Source organism: Nocardia sp. NPDC004860, from assembly GCF_040609015.1.
Classification (GTDB): Bacteria; Actinomycetota; Actinomycetes; order Mycobacteriales; family Mycobacteriaceae; genus Nocardia.
Genome location: NZ_JBEXJI010000003.1, coordinates 314232 through 335872 on the forward strand (window position 1 = coordinate 314232; position 21641 = coordinate 335872).

Consider the following 21641-nt stretch of genomic DNA (forward strand, 5'->3'; position numbering starts at 1 on the left):
GTCGCGCTAATCGAACGGGTTGCCGTCGATCGGACAGGTCGCGCCGTCGGCCGGAAGCGTTCCCGCGATGAGATAGTCGCGTTTCGCGGCCTCGGAGCAGGTGCTGCGCACGTACATGCTGCTGTGCCCGGCTCCCTCCACCACCAATAGGCGCGCGTCCGACAGTTCCGCCGCGCCGGCGGCGGCTCCGGCCAGCGGTGTCGCGGGATCATTGCGACTGTTGATCACCAGGATCGGGGCGGTCGGCCGATCCCAGGGGCCGAGGTAGGGACGCACGGCGGTCTGCGGCCAGTAGGCGCAGGTCATGGCGTCGAATACGCCGAGGCGGCCGAAGGCGGGCACCCGCTGGTCCTCGCTCACCGCCAGGTCGCTGTAGCGGCGCTCGTCGCGCGGCACCCGGCTGTCGGCGCACTGGACGGCGTAGAAGGCCTCGGTGTAGTTGTCGTCGTAGGTGTTCGTGCCGGTACCGCCCAGCGCCGTGGAGCTGCCCGTGCCGATATCGGCCACCTGCCGCACCAGCACCGCGGTCTCGGCGAGCACGTCGGTCGGCAGGTAGGGCGTGTCACGCAGGTCGTAGAGGTGTTGCAGGGTGGCGGCGAGGACCGGCCAGCCGGCGGGGTCGGACAGCTGACCCGCCGCCGCGACCACGGTGCCGTAGTCGTAGCGTTTGCCGTCCCACGAGATCGGTTCGCGCCTGACCCGCTCGAGGATCCGCTGCCATTTCTCCTGCGGATTCCCTTCGGAGAAGGCGCATTCGGGTCCGGCCGCCACACAGGCGTCGAGCATGGCGTGGAACGTGCCCGCGATTCCGGTCGCGACGTCCTGCCGGGTGTCGATGGGCCGGTCGGCGTCGTCGGGGTCGAACGCGTTGCCGCGGAAGTCCATCGATCCGTCCAGCACGATGCGGCCGACTCGGCCGGGAAACATGTTGGCGTACAAGGCTCCGAGGTAGGTGCCGTACGAAATCCCGTGGTAGGTCAGCTTGTCATCGCCGACGGCCCGGCGCAGCAGGTCCAGATCCCGGGCGGTGTTCTCGGTCGACATGTGCGGCAGCAGGTCGGCAGCGCGCTGTGCGCAATTGTCCGCCAGGGTCTTCGCGGCCGCGAAGAACGGCGGTTCCATGCCGGGCGTTCCGGGCATCGCGGGATAGGTGGCGAAGAACAGCTGCTGCGCGGTCGCATCCGGAAAACAGCGCACCGGTGCGCTGTTCGCGACGCCGCGGGTATCCCAGGACACCAGATCGAAGCGGGCGCGCAACTCGTCGGAGAACAGCCACGGCCAGTGCGCCCGCTCCCGCAGCCGCTGCACCCCGGACCGGCCGGGCCCGCCGAAGTTGACGAACAGGGTGCCGATCCGCCGGGCCGGGTCGGCGGCGGGGAGTTTGATCATCGCCAGGTCGATCGATCGGACCTCGGGATGCGCATAGTCCAAGGGCACTCGCGCTGTCGCACAGGAGAATCCGGAATCGCAGTCGGTCCACTGCAGGGCGGGCGCCGGTGCGGCATCGGCGAGCGCATCGACGTAGGAGTCGGTTGCCGGGACGGCCGCGGCGGGCACCGGCACGGCCAGCAACAGGCCGAATATTGCTGCCCACCAAGCCATCCGGCCGCGGACCGGCGAACTACTCATCACGAACACAGTCGAATTCATAGCAACCCCGTAGCCAGTGAGTCGAGGCGGTCAGCGAAGCCCCTGGTGGGGCCCGCGGGTCAGAGCCAGTTGTTGCGGTGGAAATTCGCGTACAGCAGAGCACACAGGGCGATCATCGCCACGATCACGATGGGGTAGCCGTAGGTCCACGAGAGTTCCGGCATGTGTTCGAAATTCATGCCGTAGACGCCCGCGATCATGGTCGGCACGGCGGCCATGGCGGCGTAGGCGGAGATCTTGCGCATATCGGTGTTCTGCTGCACGCTCACCTTGGCCAGCGCGGCATTGATGAGAGCGCTGAGGGATTCGTTGAAATCGATGATCTGCTCGGTGACCGCGGTGTGGTGGTCGGTTACGTCGCGCAGGTAGCGGCGGATCTCCTTGGGCAGCGGCAGGGTGCTGTCGTGGGTGAGCACCTGCAGCGGCATCCCGAGCGGCTTGACGGCCCGGCGCAGTTCCACCACTTCACGTTTCAGCTGGTAGATGGCGTCGATCTGGAGCTTGTTCGCGGGGGTGAAGACGGCCTCCTCGATGGCGTCCACATCCTCCTCGATCGCCGCCGTGACCTCCACGTAGGAGTCGACCACGCGGTCGGCCACCGCGTGCAGGACCGCGCCGGGCCCCAGCGCGAGCTGGCGCGGGTCGGCTTCGAGATCCTTGCGCACACCGCTCAATTCGGTGTGCTCACCGTGGCGGACGGTGATCACGAAATCGGATCCCGCGAACACCATGATCTCGCCGGTGTCGACGATCTCGCTGACCGTGCTGAGCTCGTGCTCGACGTAGCGCACCGTGCGCAGCACCAGGAACAGGATGTCGTCGTAGCGTTCGAGTTTGGGCCGCTGCTGCGCCTTGACCGCGTCCTCGACGGCGAGTTCGTGCAGGCCGAAGGTCTGCGCGATATCGGCCATGAGTTCCTTGCCGGGTTCGAGCAGTCCGAGCCAGACGAATCCTTCGTGGCGTTCGCGCACTTCGGCCAGCGCGTTCTTGTAGGAGCTGTGCTCGAACAGCCGCACCCCCTCGACATAGACCGCGCAGTCGACGATCCGGCCGTGATGGACGGGCATCTTGGCGGGGTCTCGCGGCTCGCCGGACCGCCCGGGCCAGTGGAAGGACGGCAACGGCGGTATCGAGGACACATCAAGGATGCTAATCGTCCCGCCCCCTGGCGTCGGTTCGGGCCGCAGGCAATATAGGGGGCGTGCGCATCGATCTCCACACCCATTCCAACGCGTCCGACGGCACGGATACCCCGGCCGAACTGATCGCGAACGCCGCCGCTGCCGGTCTCGACGTCGTGGCCCTGACCGATCACGACACCACCTCCGGCTGGGCCGAGGCCGCCGCCGCGCTCCCTGCGGGCCTGACGCTGGTGCGCGGTATGGAGATGTCGTGTGTCGGGCTGGGGGAGGACGGCTATCCGGTGCCGGTGCACCTGCTGGCCTACCTGTTCGATCCCGAGGACGAGTCCTTCGCGCAGGAGCGGGAGCGGTTGCGCGCCGAGCGGGTGGTGCGGCTGCGGACCATGGCCGAGCAGATGGCCGCCGACGGTCTGCCCATCGATCCGGACGCGGTCATGGCCTCCGTGGGCCCGTCGGCGGGTCGCCCGCATCTGGCCCGGGCGCTGGTGCAGGCCGGGGTGGTGCCGAGCGTGGACGCCGCGTTCCAGGATCTGCTGGCCCCGCACGGCCGCTACTACGTCGAGAAGGCCGACACGCCGCTGCGGCGGGCCGTCGAAATGGTGGCCTCGGCCGGCGGCGTGAGCGTGGTGGCGCACGCCCGGGCTCGCAAGCGCGGGCGGCTGCTGGCGCTGGATCACATTCGCGAGATGACCGAGTTCGGGCTGGGCGGCCTGGAACTCGATCACCCCGACCACAGTGCGGAGGACCGCGAGGTGCTGCGCCGGCTGGCCGCCGAGCTGGGTTTGCTGACGACCGGCTCCTCGGATTACCACGGCGCCAACAAGACCATTCGGCTCGGCGAATTCACCACCGACCCAACGCAATTCGAGGAAATCGTGGGCAAAGCGAGCGGAGTCCCGGTGATCACCGCATGAGAGTGGTCCGGGGCCTGAGCGGGGTGGTCGCGGGGGGCACGCTGGTGCTGGCGGCCACGGTCGCCACCACCGCGATCATCGGTGCTCGGCGCGGTTTTCCGGGCCCCGGATGGGCGGCCGTGACGTGGCATGTGACCGCGGCGGCAGCTGTGCTGGCCGCCCAAATTTATGCGGATAGACATCGGGGTTTTGCGGCTTTTTTCGGATGTTTGGTCGTTTTCGTGATAGCCGGATATCTGCTCTGGGCGCAGTGGTGGAATTGAAATACGCATAACGGTTGCGACCCAGTGAACTGTCGTCGAACATTTGTCGTTATGACCGAATTCGACGCCGATGTGCTGGTGCTGGGAGGTGGCCCGGCCGGAGCCTGGGCCGCGCTGGCTGCTGCCGCTGCGGGCGCGCGGGTACTGGTCGCCGACAAGAGCCGTTGCGGCAGCAGCGGCCCCACGGCGCGGGGCGGGGTCACGCTGTGGAACCTTCCGTCCGGTCCGGCTCGGGACGAGGCCGTGCGGCAGAACTTCGCGCACGGCGGCGGGCTGGGGGACCCGGAGTGGATGTACCGGGTGCTGGAGGAGACCCATCGGCGTGTCGGCCAGCTGGTGACCGGCGGCTTCCGGTTCCGGGGCGAACACGCCGAGCGCCCGGCGCGGGTCTATCTCGACGGCGCGAAGTATCTGGGCCGGCTGCGGCGCAGCATGGTGATCGCGGGAATCCGCATCCTCGACCACCATCCCGCACTCCAGCTCATCACCGACCGTGACGGCGTCGTGTCCGGCGCGGCGGGTGTGACGCAGGGTGGCGAGTTCCGCGGCTGGACCGTCCGGGCGCGCGCGGTGGTGCTGGCCACCGGCGGCTGTGCCTTCCTCTCCGGTGGCGCCGGCACCGATGTGGACACCGGTGACGGGCTGCTCATGGGGGCCGAGGCGGGGGCCGAATTGTCCGGCATGGAGTTCTCCAACGCGTATTCACTGACCCCGGTGGCCGATTCGCCGGTGCTGGGCGGCCGTCCGGTCGCCGCGGTGTTCGCCTCCGACCAGGTCATGCACTTCGCCACCCTCTACGACGAGTCGCGGGCGGTGCTGTGGGGGCAGGGATGCGGTTCGCGGGCACAGGCTTTCGCGGCCATCGCCGACGGGCGGCGGGTCTACGCGGCGGTGGACGAACTGCCCGAGGCGGTGCGCGCGGAACTGCTGCGGCACGGGCCGAGCCTGACCGGTCAGGTGCCGCTGTGCGCGGTGCTGCAGGGCACGGTGCGCGGCACCGGCGGTCTGCGGCTGACCGGACCCGACTGTGCGACCACGGTTCCCGGCCTCTACGGCGCGGGCGACGTCACCACCCGGGAGCCCATCACCGGGGCGGTCAGCGGGTTCGGCGGCCAGAACGGCGCGTGGGCCATCTCCTCGGGTGTGTGGGCGGGCGCGGGTGCCGCCGATTTCGCCGTGTGCCGTCGCAAGCTCGGCAAGGCGCGCCCGGTGCCGGGCGCGGGCCTGGGCGACCGGGCGCGGCTCGATCCGCGCGCGGTGGTCGGCCTGGTCCAGGAGCACACGCTGCCGCTGCGGCGCAGCTACTGGCGCAGCGACGGCAGCCTGCGCGACAGCATCGGCGAGCTGGACGGCATGTGGCCCGGCGTCGAATTGGCGCTCGGCGGAAAGGGACCCGATCGCCTGCCCGCCCGGCAGGCCGCGGCGCTGCTGGCCGTCGCCCGCTGGACCAAGTACTCCGCCCTGGCCCGCACCGAGACCCGCGGCATGCATCGCCGCACCGACCATCCGGGCGCCGGAAGCGACTGGCGCGTACGGTTGCTCTCCGGGGGTCTCGGCAGTGTCTGGGTCCGGCCGGACCTCACAGCGGTGACTGCAACCCCCGCTTGACAGCTCACAGCCGCCGCCGCGACCGCGTTGTGACAGTTCTCCGAGTTCAGGTTCCGACCAGCGAGTTCCTGTTCATCTCGGCGTGATTCGACTGCCTTACCCTTCAACGATGGTGAGGCGACGCGACGGACCCGGGGGCGATTTGGCAGGCCGTCGCAGAGACTGGCAGAATGGGCCGATCCCGGCCGCAGCCACCGCCCGGCCCGGGACACTCGGTGATCACGAACCCCGACTCGCGGGTTCACACGAGGTCACCCCGGCTGTATCGCCCGGACACACCCCTCCGGTTCTCGCTCGACGATCTGCGCTGCCGCGACACACTTCTCGCAATGCCGTAATACTTTGTATGCGTCGCCACGATGAGGTGGCAAGGTTTCCACGAAGTGGCTCGGAAGTGGTGTCGACGTCGCTGAACGCGGCTGCGGCAAAAGATATATGAGCACCGAAACCACAAATTCCGCTATTACCGAACGGTAACCGTCCAACGGTTGAGTCCGAACCGATCAGGAGTGAAATCGTGTCACCCGTGACTGAAGCAGTGAATGCCACCGAGGCCCCCGCGTCCAATGGGGCGAACCTGTCCGACATCACCACGGAAGAAATTTTCGCCGGGCACCTTGGCGGCAAGCTCTCGGTCGAACTCACCGCTCCGCTCGACACCCAGCGCGATCTGTCCATCGCCTACACCCCGGGCGTGGCGCAGGTCTGCCGCGGCATTCACAAGGACGAGAGTCTGGCCAAGACCTACACCTGGGCCGAGCGCCTGGTCGTGGTCGTCTCCGACGGCACCGCCGTGCTGGGCCTGGGCGACATCGGCCCGCGCGCCTCGCTGCCGGTGATGGAGGGCAAGGCGGCGCTGTTCAAGAAGTTCGCCGGTCTGGACTCGATCCCGATCGTGCTGGACACCAAGGACGTCGACGAGATCGTCGAGACCCTGATCCGCCTGCGCCCGAGCTTCGGCGCGGTCAACCTGGAGGACATCTCCGCGCCGCGCTGCTTCGAGATCGAGAAGCGCGTCGTCGAGGCCCTCGACTGCCCGGTCATGCACGACGACCAGCACGGCACCGCCATCGTGGTGCTGGCCGCCCTCAAGGGCGCGGCCGCGGTGCAGGGCCGCGACATGTCCGGTCTGAAGGTCGTGGTGTCCGGCGCCGGCGCGGCCGGTGTGGCGTGCACCGACATCCTGCTGGCCGCCGGGGTTTCCGACATCGTCGTGCTCGACTCCAAGGGCATCGTGAGCCGGGATCGCGGCGACCTCAACAGCGTGAAGGCCGAACTGGCGCAGCGCACCAACCCGCGCGGCCTCACCGGCGGCGCGGCCGAGGCGCTGGCGGGCGCGGACGTGTTCCTGGGTCTGTCGGCGGGCACCATCGCCGAGGAGCTCATCGCGTCGATGGCTCCCGAGTCCATCGTGTTCGCCATGTCGAACCCGGACCCGGAGATCCACCCCGAGGTGGCCAAGAAGTACGCCGCCATCGTGGCCACCGGCCGCAGCGACTTCCCGAACCAGATCAACAATGTGCTGGCCTTCCCGGGCGTGTTCAAGGGCGCGCTGGACGCCGGCGCGCGCCGCATCACCGAGGGCATGAAGGTGGCCGCGGCCGAGGCGATCTTCGACGTGGTGGCCGGTGAGCTGTCCGTGGACAAGATCATCCCGAGCCCGCTGGACCCGCGGGTCGCGCCGGCCGTCGCCGAGGCCGTCGGCAACGCGGCTCGCGCGGAGGGTGTGGCGTAGCCACTCGCCGAGCAACGAAAGGGGCGCTTCGTCGTAAGACGAAGCGCCCCTTTTCCTATTGGACTAGACCGCGACCTTTTCGAGGTCGGGGGTGGCGGCATTCTCGTGCCAGCCGGGCGGGCCGAAGATATATCCGAGACGGCCGCGCCAGGTTCGGGCAGTCCGGACATCACGGACCAGATCGACGAGTTCGGTGTAATTGACCTTGATCGGATTGTCGGTTTCGATGTCCTTGGTCAACCCGTAGCGAATCGGTTCGGTTTCCGCGGCGAAGCTGCCGAACAGGCGATCCCAGATGATCAGGATGCCGCCGTAATTGGTGTCCAGATACGGCTGGTTGGAGCCGTGGTGGACGCGATGGTGGGCCGGGGTGTTGAACACGAATTCGAGGGGCCGCCACAGGGTTTTCACGCGCTGGGTGTGGATCGGGAACTGGTAAAGCAGCCCCAGCGACTGCAGGGCGAACACCATCCAGGCCGGGAAGCCCAGCAGTGCCGCGGGCACCCAGCACAGGCCGCGCACGATATTGGCGGCCGGATGCGCCCAGGGCAGCCGGATGGCGGTGGAGAAGTTGAAGAACCGGCTGGAGTGGTGGACGCTGTGCGAGGTCCACAGCAGCCGCACCCGGTGGTCGGCGCGGTGCGCCCAGTAGTAGCAGAAATCGGTGACGATCAGGCCCAGCACCCACACCCACCAGTGCGCCGGTGACAGGTGCAGCGGGGTGAAGTGCGCGGCCAGCACCACGCCGGAGAACGGAATCACCTGCGCCAGAATCGGTTTGGCAATACGGCCGAGTACGAAGGTGGCGATGTTGGAGGTGGTGTCGCGGCGGTCGATGCCATTGACCGGGCGGTCCGGGTCACGCCGGTTGTCGATCCATTCGATCAACATGAGCAGCGCGAACGCCGGCAGGGCGTAGATGAACAGGTCGGCATTCACGGGCGTGCTCCTCGGCGGGGCGGTCGGGCTGCTGGCATGTGCTCGACGCTAGTTCGGCGGCGCGCGCGGATCGTCGCGCCGACGGGGGATTCCGCGTCCCCCACACGGGGGATGGCCGGTCTCCGGGGTACCGTGCGGCCATGGATGTGACCAGGTCGCTGGCCCGGCAGTCGCTGCTGGTGGCCGCCGTCGCGGCGGCGCTGGACGGTGCCCAGATGGTGATGTGCGGGGCCTTCGGCGCCGCGCCCGCGCTGGCCGCGATCCTGACGCTGGCCACGGTGGCCGCGGATCTGGCGCTGGCCGCGCCCGCCTCGACGGCGGCCGCGGTGGCGGTGGCGCAGGTGGTGGTGAAGGTGGCGGTGGCGCTGTTCGCCCACCACTACGGCATCACCGCACGGGTTTTCGATGTCGGCTTCCTGGTCGCGGGGTATCAGGCGGGTGCCTGGCTGAGCGGGCTCAGCTCCGTTCTGACCGTGCTGCTGCTGGCCGGCGGCTCGCTGACGGTGAATCTGGTGGCGGCCATCGCGGGCGTCAACAATCCGATCCGGCTGGCGATCTTCGCGCTGGGCGCGGGCGTGGTGCCCTGGCTGGTAGGCCGGTACACCGCGGCGCGCGGGGCCTATATCGCGGAGCTGGAGCAGCGGGAGAGCCTGCGGCAGCAGGAGCAGCGGGCGGCGCTGGACCGGGCGCTGGCCGATGAGCGCGAGGCCATCGCCCGGGATCTGCACGACGTCATCTCGCATCATGTGAGCGCCATCGGGATTCATGCCGGGGTGGCGCGAATGGCGCTGTCCCGCACCGATACCGAGGCGGCGGCGCGGTCGGTGACCGCGGTGGAGTCGAGCAGCCGCGCCGCCATGGTGGATCTGCGCCGGCAGCTGGATCTGCTGCACGGCCGTGACGACGAGGGTGAGCGGCAGCCCGGCCTGGCCGATATCGAGGACCTGGTGCAGCGGGTGCAAGACGCCGGATTGACTGTGCGCGTGACGGTTTCGGGTGAGCCGCCGGTGCTGCCGGAGTCGCTGGACGTCATGCTCTACCGGGTGGTCCAGGAGCTGCTGACCAATGCGCTGCGGCACGGGCGTGATGCGGCCGCGCTGGAGATCGGTTATCTCCCGGGCGCGGTGGAGTTGCGCGAGACGAATCCCATTGCGGCCCTGGAGAGCGCCACCGGGGTGCCGCGCGGCCTGGACGGGATCCGCCGCCGGGTCGAACTGTTCGACGGCACCGTCGCCTACGGTGCCGACCCGTCCGGAACCCGTTGGGTCATCCGGGTTTCCGTACCCGTTGGGTCCGCATGATGCCCATGGGGACCGCACCGCCGATCGGAGCCGTATGAGCATCACCATCCTGATCGCCGACGACCACACCGTGTTCCGTTCCGGTCTGCGCGCGGTGGTGGACGCGCACCCGGATCTGGAGTGCGTGGCCGAGGTGGGCGACGGCCGCGCCGCCATCGAGGCGGCCGCCCGCACCCATCCGGACGTGGCGGTCCTGGATGTGCGCATGCCGAAGCTGGACGGCCTCGCCGCCACCGCTGCCATCGTGGCGGCGGGCGGCACCCGGGTGCTGGTGCTCACCACCTACGACAGCGAGGCCAACCTGCACCGCGCGCTGTCGGCCGGGGCCAGCGGCTTCCTGCTGAAAAGCCTTCCGCCCGAAGAACTCGTGGCCGCCATCCGGGTCGCGGTGCGTGGCGACGCCGTCATCGATCCGTCCATGACGCGCCGCCTGGCCACCCGCCTGATGACCGGCATCGCCCCGCCGGTCGAGCCACCTGAGCTGGCGCAACTCACGGCCCGCGAACGTGAGGTACTCCTACTGGTGGCAGATGCCCGCAGCAACAGCGAGATCGCCGCCGCCCTGGGCGTCGGCGAAGAAACGGTCAAAACCCACGTCTCCCGAGTCCTCGCCAAACTCGGTGTGCGCGACCGCATCCACGCCGTCGTCTACGCCCACCAACACGGCCTCGTACACCCCGACCGTCCCCATTGACGACGTGCTCGGCCGGGTCGGAGCCGGTCACCTCAGCTTGCGACGAATGACGCGGTTCTCGAACATGCTTCTGCTGCCGGCCCGACGGGCCGGTCTCACTTCAGGTGCCGGGCGAAGAACCGGCTCCCTTCATCCGCCTCGGACGCCGGGACGCCGGTATGCCCGCCCATATTGGCGTGCAGCGCCTTCTCCTTGGAGCCGAAGGCGTCGAACAGGTCCAAGGCCAGCTGCCGGTCGTTTCCCTCATCGTCCCACTGCAACAGGACCTGCAGCGGAATGGTGACCTGCCGGGCCTCGCCGAACATGCTGCGGGGCACGAAACTTCCGGCGAACAGGCGGGCGGCGCAGATGCGCGGCTCGACCACCGCCAGGCGGAGGCCGAGGGCGATCACCCCTCCCGAGTACCCGACCGGGCCGCCGATCTCGGGCAACGCCAGGAGGGCGTCCAGGGCGGCTCGCCACTCGGGAACTGCCTGTTCGATCAGCGGGAGAATGAGACGTTCGACGATTTCGTCGGTGACCGGTTCGCCGGCCTGCAACGCCCGGCGCAGGTCGGCGCGAGCCTGATCGGTGACGGCGGAACGGGGCCGGTCACCGCTCCCGGGGAGTTCGATCGTGGCCGCGGCGAAGCCATCGGCCACGGTGTGCCGGGCCCGGGCCGCCAGTCGGGGGTGCATCTTCTGCAGTCCACCAGGGTGGCCGAGCAGGATCAGCGGGGTTGGTGCGGATGCGGATCCGGGCGTCCACAGGATGCCGTGGATCTCGCCGAGAGTGAATTCACGCTCGAGGGTGCCGTCGTCGAGGCGCTGTTCGGAATTGAATTGCACGGTCGTGCCTTTCAGGAGTGCTCGTGAACGGCGCTCCCGGACGACCTATCGCCCGACCGTGACCCCGGAGGGGAGCACCCATGTCGATACTGCGTTCACGGGTACCACCTCCTCGTTCTCTGGCACGGTCTTCAGGAAAGTAGCAGCGGTCGCCGTGGTCCGCCAACTGGTTTTCACCGAGGTTCGGCGCCCGGATGCCACGGAGCGACACCATGGCTCTGGTACCGCCGCCGAAGACGACAACCCTCTCGGCTGGTGGATCAACACCTGACCCGCTCCGACATACGGCATTCGACATGAGCGAGCACCGCCGGCGGTCGTACGGCGCTGTGCCCGTTGATCTTCCGATGCCCAGTGCTGGCCAGTACGGTCAGCGCGCCATGCTTGGAAGAGGGCGATGGGCCAGGCGTTGCCTACCCGTATTTTCCTGGTAGGCAACGCTTGCCGGTGATCAGTGGCCTGTGTGGACGAGGTTGTCGTCGATGAGATGCAGGCGGCGGGCGAGATCAGAGACGAAGATCCGTTCGGGGTCGATACTGTCGCGGACACGCCGCCATTCCTCGAGCCGCGGGTACATCGCGCGGACCATTTCCGGGGTGGTGCGGGAGTCTTTGGCGAAGTACAAGCGTCCGCCTGCGTCGAGGACCCGCTGGTCGAGTTCGGCACAGAATTCGCCGAGTCCGGATTTGAGTGGGAAGTCCAGGCTGAGCATGAACCCTGGGTGCGGCCACGACAGCGGGGCCCGGTTGGCGGCGCCCATGCGCTTGAACACGTTCAGGAACGACCGGTGGCCGGAGTGCGCGATCGCGCGCACCGCGGCCGCGAGCTGTGGTTCGGCGCCGAAGGGCATGGAGAACTGATATTGCAGGAACCCGCGGCGGATGGTTCTTGCCGTGGATGTCGGAGGCGATCGCGCCGCCCACGGTGACTTGACGGGTGCCGGGGAGGACCGGAACCCACAGGCCATGGGGCAGAGCCGCTTCGGGTGTCGCCGGTTCACACCACGAAGGTGTGAACGTCGGTTCCCGCGCCTTCTGGCCGGTTTTCACCGCTGGTTACGCACTCGCACCGTGACGACCCGCGCAACGGCGAGCAGTGTTGTCAGGATGGGGAACGCGACCCCGACCACCCACGCCGTCAGCACGATCTCGGGTGGATTCGACGGCGTCTCACGTTCGATGGGCAAGCTCCCCGGCGGGACGAGGGCATTCGAATACCAGATGGACAGCAGGACGAAATCCAGGATGAACAGCAAGCAGCCGCCGATGATCGCCATGGTCCGCCCGGTAATCGTGCCGGTCACCAGCGCCACGGCCGCAGCGGCGACGACGATCACTTGGATCACGAGGAGGACGTTCTGTACGGCGGGCGCAGGATCCTCATCGGGAATGCCGCCGATCACGCCGATCAGCAGCGCCAAGCCGTACAAGGGGACCAGTCCTACGGCGACCTAACCGCCAAGTCCCGCAAGAATCCTCGTCGATATGTCTGCCGATTCCACGAGGTGAGTCAACCAGAGCGATATGGGGATTCGCGGTGAAGAGTTCGGTCTCGAGTCATGATCGGTTCCTCGCCCACGCCGGATCCCGGCGGCAATAGCGTGCGTTCGCGGTGACAAGGCAGCCCCGGCAGGCCTGAAGATCCTGGTCTACACCACAATGCCGTGCGACGCCGTCTCGAGAGACTGCGGTTCGATCGAGAAACCACTGTGCCCCCTCCGAATTACCAGGCGGGGCACAGTCACTTTCAGGTCCGGCACCGAGGTTTCGGCGGTACCGCCCGCGAATCATGCGTTGGCGGTGCAGATTACATCGTTGATCGCCGTCGCCGACAGGTCTGCGGAACCGACATTGGCCAGCATGGCCCGCGGATAAACCCGGGAGAGACTGGAATAGGCCTCGCGGAGCGCGGACGCCCGGTCGCGGCCAGCGCCGCTGCCTACCGCGACGTCGTCTCCAGCGTCGTTGCGGTACACGAGTGCGCCACAGCCGTCCGACCAGGCCACAAGAACGGCGCAGTCGGAGATGCCGCCGTAACTGCAGTTGGCCATCGCCTCGTCGATCGCCTCGCCGCGGCTGCCCGCATTGACACTGGTGCCGTAGCTCCAGTTCTCGACACTGAACGCGATCGCACCGTGGAGATCGGCCGCATTCGCCGTACCAGCACCGATCGCCGACCCGGCCGCAAGGCCCACCGCCGCGACCCCGACGACGGCCTTACCCATGAACTTCATCAAGCATTTCCCTGTCAACGTATGGAGAGACTTACCCGGCGAATCATGGCTGATCACTGTCAGATTCGCCAAAAGGCCTAAAGTCACAAACCCCGCCGGCGAGTATCCGCGAGATCGCGGACGCGCTCAATGGCTGGGCAAGTCGAGTCGGCGCGACGTCACAAACGGCTGACCGCAACTGCTGAATCGGCATAAGTGCGCTACCGGCGGCCGGACGGCCTCTGCTGGTTGATCTTCCGATGTCCCATGCTGGCTGGTTCGATCAACGCGGGGCGCGGCAATTGAGGACGTTCTGGCTGGTATTGGTCACCGTTTGGGTCCTATTGCCCGCGATGCTCGCAGCATTGACGTTTTGGCAGTCACCCGAGCGTCTGCTCGATCATCCACAACTGCCGCCGACCGTGCCCGCGCATTTCGATCGCTGGTGATCGCTCGAACCTGGCAATTGCACATCGGCACAGGGGCTGAAAAACCGCTGTATACGAACATCGGCAACATCTCCGGGCATGCTCAACTCGGCAGCTGCGGACGTTCCGCCGGCCTCGGATCGGCACGGCCAGTTGATCTTCCGATGCCTCGCGCTGGGCGGTTCGGTCAGCGCGGTATGACGCCATGACGGCGCGTTCGGGAGCTGCCTGGCGGCCGGCCTATGGCGGCGGACTGGCCTGTTGCTCCATTCTCGAGTGGTTTCAAGCAGTTTCCTGGCTCAGAGGCACCGAAAGTGGAGCAAAAGGCCAGATCCAACCTCCGTCACATGGTCACTGGTTCGATCCAGCTAGAACCACAGGAAGCGGCCGGTCATCGCAGGTGTTGCGATGACCGGCCGTTTTCGTGCCATTTGCGTGCGCACTGGAATCGATGAAGAAGATCGACCTCGTCGATAGGCCAAAAACGATTGCTGCGTAACGGCGTTCGATTCACTTTGTGTGCCTGGGCCGTCGACCACTGCACTCCACCGACCCACTGTCCCAACTGGTCGGTCAGAGTTGGGTGTGCCCGGAGCCGGTGAGGATGATCAGCGGCATCATCAGAGCGCCGAGAATATCGTTTCCGGTGCACTGGGCCGAGGCGCTGGAGCTGCCGGTCGGCTGGCTGCCGCAGTTCTGCACCGTCATGGACTTGGTCGACGAGCCCTGCGTGGCGGTGAGGCTATAGACGCCTTCGGGAAGCTTCGAGCGATAGACGTACTGGATGATCCCGGTGCCGGCCGTGGATCCGGCTTGTGGGGTGAAGGTGCCAACGTTCTGCCCGTCCAAGGTGACCGTGACCGGTGCCAGGGCGTCCGCGCCGCTGGTGGTCACCAATATCGTGCAGGTATTGCCTGCCCCTTCACATCCGCCGATGCCGGTGTCGACCTGTGTCAGATTCACATTGTCGACCGTGGCCGACGCCGATGCCGCCGCGACGACCGGTATCGCCAGCATGGCCACCGTGACGGCGGCCCAACTCATTTGCCTCATCTGTACTTTCCCGTTGGAGTAGTCGTTGCCGGCACCTGAGTGCCGCTCCGACGGTAACCGCGTAGTGCGGCCCCGCGCGTACAAATTGAAAAGCCCATACTTCAATATGCCCCTGCGCTTCGCATGCGCGTCATAGTGGCTTCTTCATGCGCCGCGAGCGCCTGGACGCCGGGAGCGGCTTCCATAGAGTCGGCTCTGGGCGTGGTGCCCTCGAAGAGGCCGGGGTCCCGTCGGTGGCGTAGCGCTGGGCGGCGGTGACGTTCACCGGGTGCGGCGCGCCGCAGGCCAGTTCGCCGACCAGATACCGAAGAAGACGAATTGTCGAGGGAGCGACGGTGCGTTCGGCTCAGCCTCGGATCGGCGCGGCCGGTTGACCTTCGCCCGCCCGTTGTAGCCGGTTCGGTCAGCGCGGTATGCGGCAGAAGAGCACGCTGCCGTGCGCGCATGAACGGCCAACCCAACCGTTCTGAACGCGCACTACAGCTGAGGAGCTGGCGCGAAATCGCTGTTCTACAGCGGATTGTGCGGGATTGCACCGGTCCTCCGAAACTCGGCATGGGCGCGCACTGCCGGCGGTCGTACGGCGCTCTGCCCGTTGATCTTCCGATGCCCCGCGCTGGCCGGTTCGGTCAGCACGGTATGCGGCATAGAAAGACGTTCTGTGCGTCGGTTGTCTGGACGTGGGGAACGTCCTCCTGATGCGCTTGTCGGGCTTGGTGTCTCATCGCAGGAGGAGGACGGCCGTTGTTCGAGGTCATGTCGCGCAGTTGCAGTGTCATCGAGCCGGTCGGTGCCGCCCGGAGTGGCGGACATGGCTCCGGCCAGGAAATCGGCCCCACCTTTGACGCTCAATGAACCAGCAACCGCGAAGGGTGTCCCGCCGATAGCCGGACCTGGCCCGCAACGGCCGACCGAACGCGTCCCGGGGCTTACCGTCCTGCCTCAGCCGGGGCCGTCCTGCACCGGATAGTCGATGACGACCGCACCGCCGGTGGCGTAGTTGGCGACATCGGCGGCCACCCGCTGGCCGTGCGCCGACGCCCGCGCCGCGGCCAGGGCGGCGGCGTCAGCGAAGTCGCCTTCGAAGACCACGAAATACGGCGCTTCTCCCTTGGTCGCCGCCACGTCGAAGCTGTAGCGCCACGCAAGCAGGCCGGGCATCTTCATGACCAGTGGAAGGTGGTTGGTCACGTAGTAGTCGCGGAAGTGGTCAGGGTCGGCGGGCTTGGGATACAGGACCAACAACTTATGCATGACGACCTCCGTCCAGCGGCGAAATCACAACACTCCGGGTGACCTGGAAGCTCCTGTCGTGAACTGCCGCCGACCTCGCTAGGTGCGGAGCATCGGGATCTGGCTGAGGACGGAGGTGGTTTCGAGGAGCGCGTGGGAGTCGGTGGCCAGCCACAGCGGGAGGTCGCCGACGAAGGCGTCGAATCGTCATATGCGCAGGTTAGGGCTTGATGTGCGGTCGAGGGAAAGACCGGAATGGGATAGGCTCAGAACGGATCGTTATCAATTGGCGGGGAGGGCTTGTGGCGCCGGATACGGTGAGCCTGCGGTACTTCCTGGTGCTGGCGCAGGAGTTGAACTTCACCCGTGCGGCCGCACGGATCGGTATCGCACAGCCCGCACTCAGCGCCCGGATGCGCCGATTGGAGGCGGAACTCGGTACGGCCCTGCTGGTCCGCAACACGCGTAGCGTCGTATTGACCACGGCCGGTGCGGCTTTGGCGGAGTCCGCGCCGTCCGCGCTGGCGGCGCTGGACCGGGCATGGGACACGGCCCGGAGCGCGGCGGCCGGTGAACTGGGCACGCTGCGCATCGGATACAGCCTCAGCACCGGGGCCGAGACGGCACCGGCCCTGGTGGACGGGCTGATTCGCGGCAACAGCGGACTCGAGGTCGCTGCGGTCCCGATGGCGACACCGGAGATCTCCGCCGCGGTCGCCGACGGCCGCATCGATGCCGGGATCACCCGCGGTGAACAGCCGGGCCGTGGCGTGCGCCGGTTCCTGCTGCGGTGTGAGCGCATCGGGGTCCAATTGGCGCAGCACCATCCGCTGGCTGAACACCCGGAGATCGAGATCGCCGACGCGGCGGCGTATCCGCTGCGACTCCCGGACCGTGCGGCCAACCCCGTGATCCACGATCAGCTGTCCGCACTGTTCCGCGACACCCGGCCACACCCCCGATTCCTCACGCCCGCAGTCTCTTTCGACCTGTCTCAGCGCGACCTGCGCGCCGGGGTCACCCTCGCCCCGGCCGGTGAAGCCGCGGTCACGGCAGCACCGGCCGGTCTCACCTGGCGACCGCTGCGGGGCGCGCCCAGCCTGACGATCCACCTGGTCCTCCCGCGCGAGCAGTCGCCGCTACACCGCCGCATCCGTGCTGTCGCCAAAACCTTGGCGCACGAGCTGCACTGGCTGCCGGACTGACGCGCAAGAGGTCAAGCGAGACGGACGTCTGCGGTGGCGAAGCCGAAGACCTTGCGCCCGGCGGACTTCGCGGTGATGACGACGACGGCGGTCTTGCTGAATGTCCGACACGACCTCGCTACGCCGGCGGATCAGCATCAGATGATGGCCTTTGCGATCTGCTTGCCTGGAGGTCGGGTTGCTGCGCCCTGTATTCGGCAGTTGCGTGCACTCGCCGACCGAGCCTGCGGCCGGTTCCGAACGCCCGCGTCGCGGCTGTCAGTGCATTGGCGCGCTGCCGGTTGATCTTCCGAAGCGCCGCGTTGGCCGTTCAAAGCAGCATGGCATGCGGCATGAGCGTGTGCTGGGAAGCTATTCGGTGGCGGTTGGGTCGGCTTGCGTGTCGTTGACGGTATTGGCGTAGTCGATCTCGGCCATATGCTCCTCGGCCCAGGTGCGCAACGCCGCTAATGGAATCTCCAGGGACAAGCCCAGTTCGGTGAGCCGGTAGTGCACGCGCGGTGGCACTGTCGGCTCCACTCGACGGATGACCAGGCCGTCGCGGACCAGGTTGTGCAGGGTCACCGACAGCATCTTCTGGGATACACCGGGCATTCGCCGCCGCAGCTCGGCGAACCGCACGTCACCCGGGGCGGCCTCGGCGAGGACCTTGACCGCCATCGACGTCCATTTCGTGCCGATACGGTCCAGCAACTGCCGTGTCGGGCATTGGGAATCGAACAGATCACCGCGAACCGGTGCCTTCGCGTGCACTGATCGAGCAGTCACCTGGACCTCACCACCTGTAGCCGAAGTGCCTTCTTGGCAGCGTAACCGACGTTACCTACCGTTTTCTGGTAACTAATGGTAACCAGCTGGAGGTCTCATGATCCGCACGCCACCGCTCCAAACCGCCCCTATCGAGCTGCGCCAGATCGAGACCAACGGCATCCGCGCCAATGTCGCCATTGCCGGCTCCGGCCCCGCAGTCGTTCTGCTGCATGGTTTTCCGCACACCTGGCGACTGTGGAGCGAGATCATCGGCCCGCTGTCCACGCATTACCGGGTCATCGCCCCGGACCTGCGCGGATTCGGCGCCACCAGCCGTGCGCCGGACGGCTACGACGCCACCACGCTGGCCGCCGACATCGCCGGGATCCTCGACGCCCTCGGCGAACCCACCGCGGCCGTGGTCGCGATCGATGCCGGTACCCCGGTCGCGGTCCTGCTCGCCCTGCGCCACCCCGACCGGGTACGACGGCTGGTGGTCATGGAAGCCCTGCTGGGCGCCCTCCCCGGCGCCGAGGACTTCCTCGCCGCGGGTCCGCCGTGGTGGTTCGGCTTCCACGCCGTCCCCGGTCTCGCCGAAACGGTCCTGTCCGGCCACGAGGCACAGTATGTCGAATGGTTTCTCACCACCGGCACCCGTGGCCGAGGTGTGCGGGCCGATATCCGCGACGCATTCGTCGATGCCTATACCGGTGAAGAGGCCCTACGTTGCGCCTTCTCGTACTACCGGGCACTACCGACCAGCGCACGACAGATCGATCACGCCGTGACAGCCGGCCGACTCACCACACCCACCCTGGCGATCGGTGCCCACCCGGTCGGCGACGCACTCGAGCGGCAACTACGCCCTATCGCCGATACCCTTGCGGGACACGTCATTCCGGATTGTGGCCACATCATCCCGCTGGACCGTCCGCAAGAACTGCTCAACCTCATAACCCCCTTCCTCGCCGCCGACCAACCTGCCTGACCGCGCATCCGCACAGCCCCCCATGAGGCCATCCCCGGGTACAACACTCCATCCGGCATTCCGCATGAGCGTGCACTGCCGACGGTCGTACGGCGCTCTGCCCGTTGATCTTCCGATGCCCGCACGGCCGGTTCGGTCAGCCCGGTATGCGGCAGTAGCAGACGTTCTGGTGCCGTGCAGCGGGGCGCGATCGGCATGATCGCATCGCCGAAGAAGATTGGCCCACAGCGTGTTACGGGGCTGTGTGCGTAGCCGAAGATTGGGCGTCGTGTTCTGGTTTTTGTGGCGGCCCGCACCCTCCGGCGGTGGTATCCGGTTCGTCTCGAGCCATGAGAGCATTGCGGGCGTGACCGAACGCCTGCGCGCCATCGCTGCCGACAACGAGCGGATCATCGCAGCCGGCGGTTACCGGACGCCCAGCGGGCACCATGTGTCGTTGACATCGGGGGTACAAGCCGCCGTCGAGGGCACCCGGATGTACGGTCCCGACCCGGTCCCGGTAATCATCCGCAGCGAGGCCGCCACCGTCATCACGGTGACCGGGGAGAGCAGCCTCGCCGCGGCGCGCCGGATGCTCGACACCGATCCGGAGCCGGTCGCCGTTCTGAATTTCGCGTCCGCCCGCAATCCCGGCGGCCACTACCTCGCCGGCGCCCGCACCCAGGAAGAAGCCCTGTGCCGAGCGTCGGCGCTGTACACCACCCTGCTGGCCGTGCCGCAGTACTACGAGCACCACCGCCGCACACCGGACCCTTTCTACAGCGACCGCGTGATCCTGTCTCCTGCCGTACCTGTCTTCCGCGACGACACGGGCATTCTGCTCGACAGCCCCTATACGGTCGGCTTCCTCACTTGCCCAGCGCCCCGGACCAACGTGATCGTGCAGGAGCTGGCGAGCCAGGCGTATCGAATACCCGCGGTGCTGGCCACCCGCGCCGAGCGCATTCTCGAAACAGCCGTCGGCTACCGGCGTTTGGTGCTGGGCGCCTGGGGCTGCGGCGCCTACGGCAACGACCCAGGCATGGTGGCCGGTGTCTTCCATGCACTGCTAGCCGACGGTGGGCGGTTCAACGGGCACTTCGACGAGATCACCTTCGCAATACTGGACCGGACCCCCGGCGAGGCCACCCTCACTGCCTTCCGAGCGGCCCTCAGCTCGGCCTGACGGCGCGTTCGGCCAGCCGTGGATACGCACGGCCAGTTGATCTTCCGCCGCGCTCGCCGGTTCGGTCCGCGCGACCAGCGGCAAGAGAGGGCGTTGCTAGCCGTGGCAACAGACCCGAACAAGCACTGTGTCGTCGGGCAGTGTCTCCAGGTAGTTTTCGATGCCGCCCGGCGGTATCGGGCAGTCGGTTTGGTCCTTGCCGGACGTGGTCTCGCCCCAATCCTTGTGTCGGCAAATGCCACTCCACTCGACCCACCAACCGTCCTGGGTGAGTACATCGGGCTCTGACAGGTTGTGTACCGCGACGTTCAGCAAGGACTTCGGGCCGCCCGCGCACTCACCTCGCGTGGGGAGCAGCACGATGCCGAATTGGTTGGGGCCGTCGTGAATCAGCCGAGGATCGTCCTCATGACCCGGTCGGACGTAGAACCCGGCTCCTCCTCCGCCATCCCGAATCTGCCACGTGTCCCACATATCTCGCTCCGGGAACCCTTGCCGCATCTCGAATGGAGCGAGAGCTCGCGTGATCGCGGCTTCCACGTCATCGATCGCATCCGGCGGCAGGCAGATCGTCACCCAGCGCTGCACCAAACCACATCCCTCCCGCCGTACCGCGCGCCCAAGGTTACCTCTCGGAATCGACGAGCACAGATTCCTGACCGCTGTGACCAATCCACCAGAAGAGCGCCCTGCCATCGGCAATAGCGGACGTTCTGCGCCGCACCAGGTTCCGATTGCCGGCGCCCCGCGCTGGCCGGTTCGGTCAGCGCGGTATGCGGCAGAAGAGTGTGTTCGGCAAGGCGACCTCGTCGAGGGAGGACCGAATCCGCCGCAGCCACGGCTCTCGCCCGGGCCACACGTCGTCATAGTTGACCGCGTCCGTCGCTGCGCGAGGCGATGGCCACCGACGAGGGCGCTCCCGCAGCCAAGGGCGACTAGATCGGTTTCAGCAGATCCGTCACGAACACCGCAGTTCGTGATGGTCTTTGCCGTGCCCCCAAGACTTGGGGCGATCTCGAGTCCATGCGCTGCGGTATCTTCCATGCGATCGCCGCACCCTGGTCGGCGCGCAGAGGAAGCACGCCACTTGTTCAACAAATACTTTGCGGCCGCCGCCCTCTCGGTGAGCGCCGCTGCCGTTCTTGCGGCACCGCCTGCCGCCGCCGACCCGGTCAACTGGGGCGCCGTTTCCCTCAGCGTGTGGGGCAACGTCTACGCGATTTCGGTCAACCACCCGACGGAAGCCGACGCCATTCGAGCCGCCGACCGAGCGTGCAAGGGTCAAGGCATCATCGACTGCCGGATGATGGTGACGTTCGCGAACGGCTGCGGTGCAGTCGTGACGAGTCCGCTCGCGATCGTCGCAGGGTTCCCGATCGTGGGCTTCGGTAAGGGGGCGACCCCGGGGGAGGCATACGCCGACGCCACCCGCAACCTCCCCACCGGCACCGGAAGCGTCGGCTCGTTCAATCGCGAACATGCCTGCACCCAGCCTTGATCTAGTTCCAGTGCGGTCCTCGGCAGTAGCGGACGT

At 67.4% G+C, this 21641-nt stretch carries 20 protein-coding genes and 1 pseudogene; 9 read left to right on the top strand and 12 right to left on the bottom strand.

Annotated features, from left to right (window positions below):
* Positions 1-6 precede the first annotated feature (6 nt).
* Positions 7-1629 (bottom strand): alpha/beta hydrolase, encoded by a 1623-nt coding sequence (locus ABZV44_RS09125; RefSeq protein WP_354833662.1) that lies wholly within the window; start codon positions 1627-1629, stop codon positions 7-9.
* A gap of 80 nt (positions 1630-1709) precedes the next feature.
* Positions 1710-2780 carry a magnesium/cobalt transporter CorA gene (corA, locus tag ABZV44_RS09130; protein WP_354834094.1) on the bottom strand — a complete coding sequence of 357 codons (1071 nt, stop codon included), beginning with the start codon at positions 2778-2780 and terminating at the stop codon, positions 1710-1712.
* A gap of 71 nt (positions 2781-2851) precedes the next feature.
* Here corA and ABZV44_RS09135 point away from each other — a divergent pair, with 71 nt between their 5' ends.
* The 3 genes from ABZV44_RS09135 (at position 2852) to ABZV44_RS09145 (ending at position 7312) form a co-directional block, all read left to right on the top strand.
* Positions 2852-3706, top strand: a complete 855-nt coding sequence (locus tag ABZV44_RS09135) for a PHP domain-containing protein (RefSeq protein ID WP_354833664.1) — start codon at positions 2852-2854, stop codon at positions 3704-3706.
* 314 nt (positions 3707-4020) lie between these two features.
* Positions 4021-5577, top strand: a complete 1557-nt coding sequence (locus tag ABZV44_RS09140; protein ID WP_354833666.1) for an FAD-binding protein — start codon at positions 4021-4023, stop codon at positions 5575-5577.
* 526 nt (positions 5578-6103) lie between these two features.
* Positions 6104-7312: an NADP-dependent malic enzyme gene (locus ABZV44_RS09145; RefSeq protein ID WP_354833668.1), complete on the top strand. Its 1209-nt coding sequence runs from the start codon at positions 6104-6106 to the stop codon at positions 7310-7312.
* 63 nt (positions 7313-7375) lie between these two features.
* Here the strand turns inward: ABZV44_RS09145 and ABZV44_RS09150 are convergent, their stop codons facing one another.
* On the bottom strand, positions 7376-8203 hold the full coding sequence (locus ABZV44_RS09150) for a sterol desaturase family protein (RefSeq protein ID WP_354834096.1): 828 nt from the start codon (positions 8201-8203) through the stop codon (positions 7376-7378).
* A gap of 188 nt (positions 8204-8391) precedes the next feature.
* Between ABZV44_RS09150 and ABZV44_RS09155 the strand changes: the two genes are divergently transcribed.
* Together ABZV44_RS09155 and ABZV44_RS09160 are read left to right on the top strand one after the other, a co-directional pair.
* A complete protein-coding gene (locus ABZV44_RS09155) occupies positions 8392-9552 on the top strand; it encodes a histidine kinase (protein WP_354833670.1) in 1161 nt (386 codons plus the stop codon).
* Between the two features lie 34 nt (positions 9553-9586).
* On the top strand, positions 9587-10246 hold the full coding sequence (locus tag ABZV44_RS09160; RefSeq protein ID WP_354833672.1) for a response regulator transcription factor: 660 nt from the start codon (positions 9587-9589) through the stop codon (positions 10244-10246).
* 95 nt (positions 10247-10341) lie between these two features.
* Here ABZV44_RS09160 and ABZV44_RS09165 read toward each other — a convergent pair whose 3' ends face one another.
* The 6 genes from ABZV44_RS09165 to ABZV44_RS09190 form a co-directional block, all read right to left on the bottom strand.
* Entirely contained in the window at positions 10342-11073 is a 732-nt protein-coding gene (locus ABZV44_RS09165; protein WP_354833674.1) for an alpha/beta hydrolase, read from the bottom strand.
* Between the two features lie 451 nt (positions 11074-11524).
* Positions 11525-11923 (bottom strand): D-arabinono-1,4-lactone oxidase, encoded by a 399-nt coding sequence (locus ABZV44_RS09170; RefSeq protein ID WP_354833676.1) that lies wholly within the window; start codon positions 11921-11923, stop codon positions 11525-11527.
* A 195-nt stretch (positions 11924-12118) separates the two neighbouring features.
* Complete coding sequence (locus ABZV44_RS09175; RefSeq protein ID WP_354833678.1) at positions 12119-12493, bottom strand: hypothetical protein; 375 nt, start codon at positions 12491-12493, stop codon at positions 12119-12121.
* A 366-nt stretch (positions 12494-12859) separates the two neighbouring features.
* Entirely contained in the window at positions 12860-13306 is a 447-nt protein-coding gene (locus ABZV44_RS09180) for a DUF4189 domain-containing protein (protein ID WP_354833680.1), read from the bottom strand.
* A 980-nt stretch (positions 13307-14286) separates the two neighbouring features.
* Positions 14287-14730 (bottom strand): hypothetical protein, encoded by a 444-nt coding sequence (locus ABZV44_RS09185; RefSeq protein WP_354833682.1) that lies wholly within the window; start codon positions 14728-14730, stop codon positions 14287-14289.
* Positions 14731-15708: 978 nt separating this feature from the next.
* Positions 15709-16020 carry an EthD family reductase gene (locus ABZV44_RS09190; protein WP_354833683.1) on the bottom strand — a complete coding sequence of 104 codons (312 nt, stop codon included), beginning with the start codon at positions 16018-16020 and terminating at the stop codon, positions 15709-15711.
* A gap of 281 nt (positions 16021-16301) precedes the next feature.
* On the opposite strand from ABZV44_RS09190, the gene ABZV44_RS09195 reads away from it, so the two are divergent.
* Positions 16302-17204 (top strand): LysR family transcriptional regulator, encoded by a 903-nt coding sequence (locus ABZV44_RS09195; RefSeq protein ID WP_354833685.1) that lies wholly within the window; start codon positions 16302-16304, stop codon positions 17202-17204.
* 11 nt (positions 17205-17215) lie between these two features.
* Here the strand turns inward: ABZV44_RS09195 and ABZV44_RS09200 are convergent.
* Together ABZV44_RS09200 and ABZV44_RS09205 are read right to left on the bottom strand one after the other, a co-directional pair.
* Positions 17216-17302, bottom strand: a pseudogene (locus ABZV44_RS09200) (3-hydroxyacyl-ACP dehydratase); the annotation flags it as partial.
* Between the two features lie 253 nt (positions 17303-17555).
* Complete coding sequence (locus ABZV44_RS09205) at positions 17556-17972, bottom strand: helix-turn-helix domain-containing protein (protein ID WP_354833687.1); 417 nt, start codon at positions 17970-17972, stop codon at positions 17556-17558.
* Between the two features lie 97 nt (positions 17973-18069).
* Between ABZV44_RS09205 and ABZV44_RS09210 the strand changes: the two genes are divergently transcribed.
* Both ABZV44_RS09210 and ABZV44_RS09215 read left to right on the top strand, forming a co-directional pair.
* Positions 18070-18942 (top strand): alpha/beta hydrolase, encoded by an 873-nt coding sequence (locus ABZV44_RS09210; protein WP_354833689.1) that lies wholly within the window; start codon positions 18070-18072, stop codon positions 18940-18942.
* A gap of 346 nt (positions 18943-19288) precedes the next feature.
* Complete coding sequence (locus tag ABZV44_RS09215; protein WP_354833691.1) at positions 19289-20107, top strand: TIGR02452 family protein; 819 nt, start codon at positions 19289-19291, stop codon at positions 20105-20107.
* A gap of 96 nt (positions 20108-20203) precedes the next feature.
* Here the strand turns inward: ABZV44_RS09215 and ABZV44_RS09220 are convergent, their stop codons facing one another.
* Positions 20204-20698, bottom strand: a complete 495-nt coding sequence (locus ABZV44_RS09220) for a hypothetical protein (protein ID WP_354833693.1) — start codon at positions 20696-20698, stop codon at positions 20204-20206.
* Between the two features lie 496 nt (positions 20699-21194).
* Between ABZV44_RS09220 and ABZV44_RS09225 the strand changes: the two genes are divergently transcribed.
* Complete coding sequence (locus ABZV44_RS09225) at positions 21195-21605, top strand: DUF4189 domain-containing protein (RefSeq protein WP_354833695.1); 411 nt, start codon at positions 21195-21197, stop codon at positions 21603-21605.
* The last annotated feature ends 36 nt before the right edge of the window (positions 21606-21641 follow it).